Source organism: Dietzia sp. CW19 (genome assembly GCF_014145265.1).
GTDB classification, from domain to species: Bacteria; Actinomycetota; Actinomycetes; order Mycobacteriales; family Mycobacteriaceae; genus Dietzia; species Dietzia natronolimnaea.
Window position 1 is genome coordinate 1 of the sequence record NZ_JAALEE010000220.1, and the last position, 11,449, is coordinate 11,449.

Sequence of the window (11,449 nt, forward strand, 5' to 3'; positions counted from 1 at the left end):
CACCCTCGCCGCGCTGGCGACCGGCGCCCGCCTGGCGTTGGCCAACAAGGAGTCGCTCGTCGCCGGTGGTGCGCTGGTGACCGGCGCCGCCGCCCCGGGGCAGTTGGTGCCCGTGGACTCCGAACACTCGGCCATGGCGCAGTGCCTGCGATCGGGCACCGCGGACGAGGTCGCCGGCCTCGTCCTGACCGCGTCCGGAGGTCCGTTCCGGGGCAGGACGCGCGCGCAGTTGGCGGACGTCACCGCGGAGCAGGCGTTGCGGCATCCCACGTGGGCGATGGGGCGGATGATCACACTGAACTCGGCCACCCTGGTCAACAAGGCGCTCGAGCTCATCGAGGCGCATCTGTTGTTCGGGGTGCCGTACGAGAAGATCGAGGTGACCGTCCACCCCCAGTCGGTGGTCCACTCGGCCGTGACCTTCGTCGACGGTGCCACCATCGCCAAGGCGTCTCCTCCGTCGATGAAGCTGCCCATCGCGCTGGCCCTCGGCTGGCCGGACCGGATCCCCGGGGCCACGACACCTCTCGACTTCTCCCGGTCCCACTCCTGGACGTTCGAGCCCGTGGACGAGCAGACGTTCCCGGCGATCTCCGTCGCCCGCGCGGCCGGATCGGCGGGAGGGCTGCGCACGGCGGTGTTCAACGCCGCGAACGAGGAGGCCGCGCCGGCCTTCCTCGACGGGAGGATCGGCTTCACCGAGATCGTCGACGTGGTGGCCGAGACGGTCGCGGCCGCGGACGAGTGGTCGTCCGATCCCCGCGACCTGGACGACGTGACGGCGGCGGAGTCGTGGGCACGGCGCCGTGCCGCCACGCTCGTCGCGAACCGGGAGGGCTGAGTCGTGATGGTGCTCGGGATCGTGCTCTTCGCACTCGGGATCATGGTGTCGATCGTGCTCCACGAGTACGGACACATGCGGGTGGCGCAGTGGTCGGGCATGAAGGTCCGTCGGTTCTTCGTCGGCTTCGGTCCGACACTGTGGTCGGTGCGCCGCGGCGGGATCGAGTACGGACTCAAGGCGGTCCCGCTGGGTGGGTTCTGCGATATCGCGGGGATGACCGCGTACGACGAGTTGGCCCCGGAGGACGAGCCCAGGGCGATGTGGCGTCAGGCGTGGTGGAAACGGGTGGCGGTCCTGTTGGCCGGCCCGGCCATGAACATCGTCCTGGCCATCGCGCTCTTCTACACGGTCGCCGTGGGCTGGGGGCTGGTCAACCGTGACGTCCAACCGATCCCGACCGACCGGGTCGCGGCGGTGGTGGGCGACACCTGCGCCGGTGCGGACCGGTGTGGGGTCGGTGTCGGCCCGGCGGGTGAGGCCGGCATCCTCGCCGGCGACCGGATCACCTCCGTCGACGGCCTCCCCGTGGGCAGTTGGTCCGATCTGTCCGAGGTGGTCTCCGCGCGTCCCGGCCAGACGGTCCCCGTCACGCTCGACCGGGCGGGGGAGACCGTGACGACGACGGCGAGCCTGACCTCGTCCTCCGTCGCGGGTCAGGAGAGGGGTGCGCTGGGGGTGCGACTGTCCGAGGACGGCATCCCCCCGGAGATCCTCGCCGACCCCGCCTACCAGACGGTCAACACCTACGACGCGCTCGGTGCGGTCCCGGCGACCTTCGTGTTCACCGGGGAGATGATCGAGGCCACGATCGACGGACTCATCTCGTTCCCGTCCAAGATCCCGGCGGTGGCGGCGTCGATCTTCGGCGCCGAACGGGCCGATGACTCGCCGGTCTCCGTGGTGGGTGCGAGCCACATCGGTGGCCAGGCGGCCGAGCAGGGTGCGTGGTGGCTGTTCCTGCTCTTCCTCGCGGGGCTGAACCTGTTCCTCGGGGCGTTCAACCTCGTCCCGCTCACCCCGTTCGACGGCGGCCACATCGCGGTGGTGTTCTACGAGAAGATCCGCGACGCGCTACGGCGGCTCCGCGGGCTGGCACCGGGCGGCCCGGCGGACTACGAGAAACTCGCGCCGATCACCATCGGTGTGTTCGTCCTGTTGATGGGCGTGTCCGCGATCGTCATCACCGCGGACTTCGTCAACCCCATACTGCTGACGGGATGAGCGTCCGGACTCCCGATCTCGCCCCCGCGCCCCGGAACGCGGATAATGGCGGACGGGATCCGCGAGCACCCGGCTGGCGACCCCTACGGAAGGCCCTGTTGTGAACGACTCCTCCTCCATCCCCGTCGGACTGGGAATGCCAGACGGTCCACCGCCGGTCCTCGCGCCGCGCCGGAAGACGCGGCAGCTGTTCGTGGGCCAGGTCGGTGTGGGCAGCGATCATCCGGTGTCGGTCCAGTCCATGACCACCACCAAGACCCACGACGTCAACGCCACGCTCCAACAGATCGCCGAACTCACGGCGGCGGGCTGCGACATCGTCCGCGTGGCGTGCCCCCGTCAGGAGGACGCCGACGCCCTTGAGACCATCGCGCGCAAGTCGCCGATCCCCGTCATCGCGGACATCCACTTCCAGCCCAAGTACATCTTCGCGGCGATCGACGCCGGGTGCGCGGCGGTACGCGTCAACCCCGGCAACATCAAGGAGTTCGACGGACGGGTCGCCGAGGTGGCCAAGGCGGCCGGTGCGGCGGGGATCCCCATCCGGATCGGCGTCAACGCCGGGTCCCTCGATCCGCGTCTGCTCGCCAAGTACGGCAAGGCCACCCCGGAGGCGCTCGTGGAATCCGCGCTGTGGGAGGCCTCGCTGTTCGAGGAACACGGTTTCGGCGACATCAAGATCTCGGTCAAGCACAACGACCCCGTGATCATGGTGGAGGCCTACCGTCAGCTCGCGTCGAAGAGCGACTACCCGCTCCACCTCGGAGTCACCGAGGCCGGGCCCGCGTTCCAGGGCACCATCAAGTCCGCGGTCGCGTTCGGAGCCCTGCTGTCGGAGGGGATCGGCGACACCATCAGGGTCTCGCTCTCCGCGCCGCCGGTGGAGGAGATCAAGGTCGGTTCGCAGATCCTGCAGTCACTGGGTCTGCGCCCGCGCAAGCTCGAGATCGTCTCCTGCCCGTCGTGCGGTCGTGCCCAGGTGGACGTCTACAAGCTCGCCGACGAGGTCACCGCCGGCCTCGAGGGGATGAGCGTCCCCCTGCGCGTGGCCGTCATGGGGTGCGTGGTCAACGGACCCGGCGAGGCGCGCGAGGCCGATCTCGGCGTGGCCTCGGGCAACGGCAAGGGCCAGATCTTCGTCAAGGGCGAGGTCATCAAGACCGTGCCGGAGGCGATGATCGTCGAGACCCTCATCGAGGAGGCCATGCGGATCGCGGAGGAGATGGGCGAGCCCGTCGGCGAGGCGGCAGCGGGTCAGGGCCCCCAGGTCAAGGTCACGCGATAGGCCGATGACCGATACGGCTGCGCCGGAGGCAGCGACCGGCGGGTGCCGCGGGGTGGGCCCCGGGGAGGCCCGCGCGCTGCTCGGCGTCCTCGAATCCGACCCCCTGGTCTCGTGTCCCGCGGCGGAGAAGTTCGCCGCGTCCGGCGCGGTGCCCGGGCCGGAGGGGCGGTTCCTCACGCTGGGCGGCCCCGAGAGGTCGCTGGTGTTCGTGGGGAGTTCGGTGCTGCCACTCCGTGGTGACGCACATGATCACCACGAGCTCGGTCTCGCGGTGGCGGGCCTGGGGTTCGGCCCCATGTCCGTCCACGGGCGGAGGGATCAGGTCTCCGCGCTGTGGGGTGCCCTCGGCTCCTGCTGGGGGCCGTCCAGGGAGCTCCGCGGGGCGCAGCACCTCATGGCGCTGCGGCACCCGGTGGACCGGTCCCTCGTGCTCGGCGACATCCGGGCCGCGACCCTGATCGAGTTCGAGCAGGTGCTCGCGGCCGCGGCGGCGATGTACCGCGAGGAGCTGGGCTCCGATCCGTTCGCCGTGGGGTCGGGGATACCGTTCCGCCGCCGGGTCGCGCGCTCCCTGGCGAGGGGGAGGACCTGGATCGGGGTCGACGACGGAGAGGTGTTCTTCAAGGCCGACGTCGCCGCAGTCTCTCCTTGGTCGGCGCAGATCCAGGGGGTGTGGGTCCGGCCCGGCAGGAGGGGCGCGGGGCTCGGGACCGGCGGCATCGCCGCGGTGTGTGCCGCCCTCCAGGCCGGTCGACTGACCCCGTCCCTGGTGGTCAACGGATCCAACGCCGCGGCCCGCTCGGCGTACCGGCGGGTCGGGATGGTCGACGTGGTCGACTACGCGACCGTCCTGATGTGACCCGCCGGGCCACGGTGGCGGCACCCGGGGACCCGCGGTCGGGGCCGGGTCGGCGGCGAGCCCCTGAACGCACCTATCCTTGAGGCCATGACCACCTCAACCCGTCAGCCCCTCATCCCCGGCGATCCCACCCCGATCCGGACGGTTCCCGAGTCGATCCCGCGGCCCGAGTACGTCTGGCGCGAGAAGGTCGACGAGGCCAACGGCGAGCCGTGGGTGCAGACGCCCGAGGTGATCGAGGCGATGCGCAGGGCGTGCACGATAGCGGCGGACGCCCTCGTCGAGGCGGGGCGTGCCGTGGCACCCGGGGTCACGACGGACGAGATCGACCGGATCGCCCACGAGTACATGTGCGACCACGGCGCCTACCCGTCGACGCTGGGGTACAAGGCGTTCCCCAAGTCCAGCTGCGTGTCCCTCAACGAGGTGATCTGCCACGGCATCCCCGACACCACGGTCATCCTCGACGGGGACATCGTCAACATCGACGTCACCGCGTACATCGACGGAGTCCACGGCGACACCAACTCCACCTTCCTGGCGGGTGAGGTCGCCGAGGAGAACCGGCTCCTGGTCGAACGGACGCGAGAGGCCATGAACCGCGGGATCAAGGCCATCCGCCCCGGCCGGGAGATCAACGTGATCGGGCGTGTCATCGAGTCCTACGCGCGCAGGTTCGACTACACGGTGGTCCGGGAGTTCACCGGGCACGGGGTGGGTCCCACCTTCCACAACGGCCTGGTGGTGCTCCACTACGACGAGCCGTCACGGACCGAGGTCCTCGAGCCCGGGATGACGTTGACCGTCGAGCCGATGATCTCGCTGGGCGGTCCCGGGTTCGACATCTGGGATGACGACTGGACCGTCACCACCGCGGACAAGGCGTGGACCGCACAGTTCGAACACACCGTGCTCGTCACCGACGAGGGGTACGAGGTGTTGACGCTGCCGAGCGGGGGCTGAGGCCTCGCCGCCGGGTCGGATCGGGCTCCCCGACGACCCGAGTCGAACGATTGTCCCGATGCGGCCGTGAGTCATGGACATCTCGCGCCATAATGTCAATCATGCTCGATACTCCCCGCGGACCTGTGGACCACGTCGACATCCTCGTCGTCGGAGCCGGGTTCGGGGGGATCGCGATGGCCGATCGTCTCCTGCGGGAGGGACGGGGCGGGGACATCCTCGTGGTCGAGGCCGGCGACGAGGTCGGCGGGACCTGGCGCGACAACACCTACCCGGGGTGCGCCTGCGACGTGCCCACCTCCCTGTACTCGTTGTCGGGTCACGCTCACCCCGACTGGTCGCACTCGTTCGGCAGACAGGGCGAGATCCAGTCCTACCTCGTCGGGGTGGCGGACAGGATCGGCCTCCGCGATCGACTCGTCACCTCCTGCGAGGTCACCCGCGCGCGGTGGGGCGACGACACCGCCCGGTGGAACGTCGACACCAGCCGTGGGCAGGTCCTGGCCCGCCATCTCATCGTCGCGACGGGGGCGCTCTCCGCACCCTCCGTGCCCCCGCTCCCGGGCCTCGAGGGTTTCGACGGCGAGGTGTTCCACTCCGCGCGCTGGCGCCACGACATCCCCCTCGCCGGCAAGAAGGTCGCGGTGGTCGGCACAGGCGCCTCCGCCGTGCAGTTCGTGCCCGAGATCGCCGGGACCGCCGACCACGTCACGGTCTTCCAACGGACACCCGGATGGATCCTGCCCCGGTTCGACCGTTCCATCTCCCGGCGTCGCCGCGCGCTGTACCGGCGTGTCCCGTTCGTGCAGAAGATCGTCCGGGGTCGGGTCTACGCGGGCCGTGAGCTCTACGTCCTGGCATTCACCCGGGCCCGGTTCCTCCTCCGGTTGTTCGAGTGGTTCGCCCGGTTCTACCTGTTGGTCAAGGTGCGGGGCCGGCGGATGCGGACGGTGCTCACCCCGGATTTCTCGATCGGGTGTAAGCGTGTGCTGCTCACCAGCCAATGGCTTCCGGCGCTGTGTCGGCGGGACGTCACCCTGGTCTCCGGACCCGCGACCTCGGTGACCCCGGGCGGTCTCGTCGACTCCGGGGGTGCAGAGCACCCCGCCGACGTGATCATCTTCGGGACCGGGTTCCAGCCCACCGAGCCGCCCATCGCGCGGGTCGTCACCGGTTCCGACGGCCGGACCCTCGCAGCACACTGGGACGGCAGCCCCCGCGCGCACAACGGCGTGACGGTCGCCGCGTTCCCCAACCTCTTCCTGATGTTCGGGCCCAACACCAGCCTCGGGCACTCGTCGATCGTCTACATGCTCGAATCACAGGCCGAGCACGTGCTGAGGCTGCTCGAGTTGTCGAGACGAGCGGATCGGGGGACCGTGGAGGTGCGGGAGGAGGCCCTCGACCGGTATTCCGACCGGATGGACCGCGAACTCGCCGGCACCGTGTGGAACGACGGCGGATGTTCGAGCTGGTACATCGACTCACGGGGCCGGAACTCGACGCTGTGGCCCACCTTCACGTTCCGATACCGACGCCAGGTGAGGTCGGTCGACCCGGCGGACTTCGTCGTCGGCTGAGGCCCGCCGGGGCGGCGGGTCAGAAGCCCCGGTCCGGGAAATCCAGTCCGAGCAGGGCGTTCTCGACAACCTCGGCCATCGCAGGGTGGATCCAGTACTGGCGACGCGCGAGTTCGGGGACGGTGATCTCGAACTCCATGGCCTGGATGAGGATCTGGATGAGGGAGGGCGAGTGGGCACCCATGATGTGGGCGCCGACGAGCAACCCCGTCGTGCGGTCCGCGATGAGCTTGCAGCACCCGACCGAATCCTCCATGGCCCAGCCGTAGGCCACGTCCCCGTGATCCTGGACCTTGACCGTGACGTCGTATCCGGCCTCCCGGGCCTCGGCCTCGGTCAGTCCGACCGAGGCGATCTGCGGCCAGGTGAACACGGCGTAGGGCACCAACCGGTGATTGACGGGGTGGAGGTCGTCAGGGTGCCGCAGGTTGTGCCCGACCACCCGCTGCTCGTGGTTGGCGACGTGCTTGAGCTGGTAGGGGGAGCTCACGTCGCCGAGGGCCCACACGCCGTCGGCCGTGGTGCGGCCGTACTCGTCGACCCGGACCAGCTCCCCGTCCATCGCCACGCCGGCGGTGTCGAGGCCGAGCAGGTCGCCGTTGGGGGTGCGGCCCGTCGCCACCAGGAGCGCGTCGCCGGAGCAGGTCGAACCGTCCTCGAAGGTGATCTCGACCCCGCGCCGGTCCTCGCCGGTCGCGGTCATCGTGGTGATCTGCTGGCCGAGGCGGACGTCCCACCTCCGCCTGGCCTGGTCGGTGAACCGTTCGGCCAGTTCCCGGTCCACGTGCTTGAGCAGGACGTCCGAGCGGCCGATCACGGTCACCTCCACGCCGAGAGCCGAGAACACGTGGGCGAACTCACAGGCGATGAAGCCGGAGCCCTGGATCACCATCGACCTGGGTAGCTCGGGGATCCGCATGACGTCGTCGCTGGTGTAGAAGTCGACGCCGGCGTCGACGACGATCCCGGGGATCGAGGGGCGGGCGCCTGCGGCGATCACCACGGAGTCGGCCGTGATGATCTCCCCGGTCCCCGTGTCGATGGTGCGCGGACCCACGAAGGTCGCGTGACCGTCGTACACGGTCACGTTGTCGCACCGTGTGCGCCGGTAGTCCTCGCCGCTGGAGGCGATGGGGTCGATCCGGCGGTCGAACACCCGGGAGACGATGTCGGGCCAGCGGACGCCGTTGAGAGTCGAGTCGATCCCATACGTGCTCGAGTGCGCGACGGACACGGCGGTGTCCGCGGCGTAGACGAACATCTTGGTGGGGATGCAGCCCACGTTGAGGCACGTCCCGCCGAAGGAGCCCTTCTCGCAGATCGCCACGGACTTGTCGGCGAACGACTCGTCGATCAGCGAGTTTCCGCTTCCGGTGCCGATCACGATGAGGTCGAAGTGCCGGGAGGGGGTCTGGGTCATGGTCGTCAGGACTCCTTGGTGTGGGGTGCGAGGATCTGGTCCAGCCAGTCGCCGAGGTGCCGGAAGACCACCTCGAGCACATCCGCGCGGGAGAGGAACACGTCGTGTCGGGCGCCGTCGACGGGGATGTCCGTGACCCGGTCCGAGACCCGGTCGGCGAATCGCTCCATCGATCGGACATCCAGGATCAGGTCGGTGTCGACGTCGAGCACACCGCCCGCGCCGCGAGCGCCGACGGACGACGCCGTCGACCTCAGCAGGAGCACGGGGAGCGGAAGGTGGACCCCGGACTGGAGAGCCTTCTGCGCCCGGCGGACGGCCGCGAGCCATCCGGCCCGGACCCCGACCCCGCCCGGGGGCTTGAGTGCGGTGTCGAAGTGGAAATCCCCGTCGTGATCGATGTGGGTGCTCACCACGTACCGGTCCGAGGTCTTCAGGGGCAGCCGGTAATAGGGCCTCGCGGAACCCAGGGTTCGGATGACCGGGTCCAACAGGGGTCGGGCGCGGTCGGGGACGTCGAGTTGGAACCAGGGGGAGTTCAGGACCAGCCCCACGACGGGGTCCAGCGAGCCCCGGTCGCGGCGCCGCCCGAGCCAGAGCGGTACCACCAGTCCGCCGGTGGAGTGCGCGGCCACGATGACGGGGAGTCCGGGGTGTTCGGCGGCGATCACGGCCAGTGACCGGTCCAGCTCGTCGTCGTATCTCTTCAGGTCGGTGGTGAAGTGCGGCGTCAGGCCGTCCCGCCTGGAGCGTCCACACTTGCGCAGGTCCACGCCGTAGGTCGCGATGCCGCGACCGGCGAGGAACTCGGCGAGATGGGTGTGGAAGAAGTAGTCGGACAGACCGTGGACCACGAGCAGGGCGGCGACGGGCCGCTCGGGTGCGTCCTCGTGCCGTACGAGCGTGGCCGAGATCGGTCCCTCGCCGTCCGGATCGGTCCCGAGTGGGAGCTCGAGACGCCGGTAGGACGGGCCCAGCAGGTCCGGGGTCCACTGCGCACCGGATCCGGTGGGGGCGACGGCATCGGGGGAGGGCGGAGGCACGACGACCACCCTAGTCCGGTGTGCCGCGGGGGCAGACCGGTGAGTAGTCTTGGGATCCGGTGGACGCGGGGTCGCCGGACGGTCCCGTGTCGATTCCAATTCGGGTCCACGACCAAACAGCGAGGGTAACCGGTGACTGCAGACCAGGTGGCAAAGCACGGAACGACTGATGTGGCGCTCATCGGCGCGGGCACCATGAGCGCGACGCTCGGGGCTCTGCTGCGTCGCCTCCAGCCCGACTGGCAGATCGAGATCTTCGAGCGCCTCGAGGGCCCCGCGCTGGAGTCCTCCGACGCGTGGAACAACGCCGGCACCGGCCACTCCGCACTCTGCGAGCTCAACTACTCGCCCAAGACCGCCGACGGTGACGTGGACATCACCAAGGCCGTGAGCGTCAACGAGAAGTTCCAGGTCTCGCGGCAGTTCTGGTCCTATGCCGTGGAGAACACCATCCTCGGCGACCCGACGGAGTGGATCCGCCCGGTCCCGCACATGAGTTTCGTCGCCGGGAAGGACGGACAGGAGTACCTGCGGAAGCGGTACGACAGGCTCGCCGGCCACCCCCTGTTCCCCGGGATGGGCCACACCACGGACTTCGGAGAACTCGAGCGGCTGGTCCCGCTCATGGCTCGTGGCCGGTCCGCCGAGCAGCCGTTCGCCCTCAGTCACTTCGAGAACGGCACCGACGTCAACTTCGGGGCACTCACCCGACAGTTCGTCAAGTACCTCACCCGGACGGGCACCGAGGTCCACTACCAGAACCAGGTCAAGGACCTCGAGCGCAACACCGATGGCACCTGGCGGCTGACCGTGGCCAACCGCCACACAGGTGACGAGCGCACGGTCGACGCGAAGTTCGTCTTCGTCGGTGCCGGCGGCGGTGCCCTCCACCTGCTGCAGAAGTCGGGCATCCCGGAGATCAAGGGCATCGGCGGGTTCCCCGTGGGGGGCCAGTGGCTGCGCTGCACCAACCCCGACCTCGTGGACCAGCACCAGGCCAAGGTGTACAGCCAGGCGTCGGTCGGCGCGCCGCCGATGTCGGTTCCGCACCTCGACACGCGCGTCATCGACGGCAAGAAGGGGCTGCTCTTCGGCCCGTTCGCCGGCTGGACCCCGAAGTTCCTCAAGATGGGCAGCTTCATGGACCTGCCCTCGAGCATCCGTCCTGGCAATCTGCTGCCCATGGCCAACATCGGGCTCACCGAGATGGGCCTGGTCAAGTACCTCATCACCGAGCTCGCCAAGAATCACGGCGCTCGTGTCGAGACCCTCAGGGACTTCGTGCCGTCCGCGCAGGACGGCGAGTGGGAGAAGGTGGTCGCCGGCCAACGTGTCCAGGTGATCAAGCCCAACGGGCGCGGGGGGACCCTCGAGTTCGGTACCGCCGTGGTCAACGCCGCAGACGGCTCGATCGCGGGTCTGCTGGGGGCGTCCCCCGGTGCGTCCACGGCCGTCGACGCGATGGTCGATGTGCTGCAGCGCTGTTTCCCGAGCCGGTTCGCGGACTGGAAGCCCGCGCTCGAGGAGATGATCCCGTCCCTCGGTCGCGACCTGGCCGCGGAAGAGGGCCTGTTCGCCGAGCAGTTCGAGCGCTCGACCCGCACCCTCAAGCTCGATCAGAGGGCCTGACGGCGGGCCGGACCCCGCCCCGTACGAACCCTCATCCCCCGGTCGCCGCGTCGCTGTGGCCGGGGGATGACGCGTATCACAGTGCCTCGGGGCCGAGGCGGTCGCGGCCACCGACGGCGGATAGGATCGGCGGCATGATCCGGCCCGTGAACCCGTACCCCGTCGGCTTGGACCTCGAAGGCCGTCGGGTCGTGGTGATCGGCGGCGGATCGGTGGCCCAGCGGCGTATCCCGGTGCTCCTCGAGTCGGGTGCCGTCGTCCACCTGGTGAGTCCTGAGATCACGCCCACGTTGCAGGGACTGGTCGACTCCGGACGCATCCGGTGGGAGGCCCGTGAGTACCGGTCCGGCGACCTGGAGGGCGCCTGGTACGTGGTGGCGGCCACCAAGGACTCCCTGGTCAACGCCAGGGTCGCCGCCGAAGCCGAGCAGGATCGCACCTTCTGCGTGCGGTCGGACGCCGTCAACTCGGGCACCGCGGTGACGCCCGCCGTCGTCCGCCGCGACGAGATGGTGGTGGCGGTGCTCACCGGGGACCGCGCACGGACCGCCGAGGCCCGTGATGTGGTCGCCCGCGCTCTGAGCGACGCCGGCGCCGAGGCGCCG

10 protein-coding genes are annotated in these 11,449 nt (G+C 69.8%); 8 read left to right on the top strand and 2 right to left on the bottom strand.

Annotated features, from left to right (window positions below; genetic code table 11):
- The 6 genes from G6021_RS07325 to G6021_RS07350 form a co-directional block, all read left to right on the top strand.
- Window positions 1–841: 1-deoxy-D-xylulose-5-phosphate reductoisomerase (locus tag G6021_RS07325; RefSeq protein ID WP_182640968.1), on the top strand; the 841-nt coding region annotated here is incomplete at its 5' end.
- Between the two features lie 6 nt (window positions 842–847).
- Window positions 848–2,065, top strand: a complete 1,218-nt coding sequence (locus G6021_RS07330; RefSeq protein WP_182609734.1) for a site-2 protease family protein — start codon at window positions 848–850, stop codon at window positions 2,063–2,065.
- Window positions 2,066–2,201: 136 nt separating this feature from the next.
- Window positions 2,202–3,350, top strand: a complete 1,149-nt coding sequence (gene ispG, locus G6021_RS07335; protein ID WP_179525449.1) for a flavodoxin-dependent (E)-4-hydroxy-3-methylbut-2-enyl-diphosphate synthase — start codon at window positions 2,202–2,204, stop codon at window positions 3,348–3,350.
- A 4-nt stretch (window positions 3,351–3,354) separates the two neighbouring features.
- Window positions 3,355–4,209, top strand: coding sequence for a GNAT family N-acetyltransferase (locus tag G6021_RS07340; protein WP_182640969.1), 855 nt, complete (start codon window positions 3,355–3,357; stop codon window positions 4,207–4,209).
- A gap of 87 nt (window positions 4,210–4,296) precedes the next feature.
- The gene (gene map, locus G6021_RS07345) at window positions 4,297–5,172 is read left to right on the top strand and encodes a type I methionyl aminopeptidase (RefSeq protein WP_182640970.1); all 876 of its coding nucleotides are present in this window, start codon (window positions 4,297–4,299) and stop codon (window positions 5,170–5,172) included.
- A 101-nt stretch (window positions 5,173–5,273) separates the two neighbouring features.
- A complete protein-coding gene (locus G6021_RS07350) occupies window positions 5,274–6,752 on the top strand; it encodes an NAD(P)/FAD-dependent oxidoreductase (RefSeq protein WP_182640971.1) in 1,479 nt (492 codons plus the stop codon).
- Window positions 6,753–6,771: 19 nt separating this feature from the next.
- Here the strand turns inward: G6021_RS07350 and mtr are convergent, their stop codons facing one another.
- Together mtr and G6021_RS07360 are read right to left on the bottom strand one after the other, a co-directional pair.
- Window positions 6,772–8,172, bottom strand: coding sequence for a mycothione reductase (gene mtr / locus G6021_RS07355; protein ID WP_182640972.1), 1,401 nt, complete (start codon window positions 8,170–8,172; stop codon window positions 6,772–6,774).
- Window positions 8,173–8,177: 5 nt separating this feature from the next.
- Window positions 8,178–9,215: an alpha/beta hydrolase gene (locus tag G6021_RS07360; protein ID WP_259843962.1), complete on the bottom strand. Its 1,038-nt coding sequence runs from the start codon at window positions 9,213–9,215 to the stop codon at window positions 8,178–8,180.
- A gap of 132 nt (window positions 9,216–9,347) precedes the next feature.
- Here G6021_RS07360 and mqo point away from each other — a divergent pair, with 132 nt between their 5' ends.
- Window positions 9,348–10,844, top strand: coding sequence for a malate dehydrogenase (quinone) (gene mqo, locus G6021_RS07365; protein WP_347238519.1), 1,497 nt, complete (start codon window positions 9,348–9,350; stop codon window positions 10,842–10,844).
- A 134-nt stretch (window positions 10,845–10,978) separates the two neighbouring features.
- Window positions 10,979–11,449 (top strand): NAD(P)-dependent oxidoreductase (locus G6021_RS07370; RefSeq protein WP_277817926.1); only part of this gene is annotated, 471 nt, incomplete at its 3' end.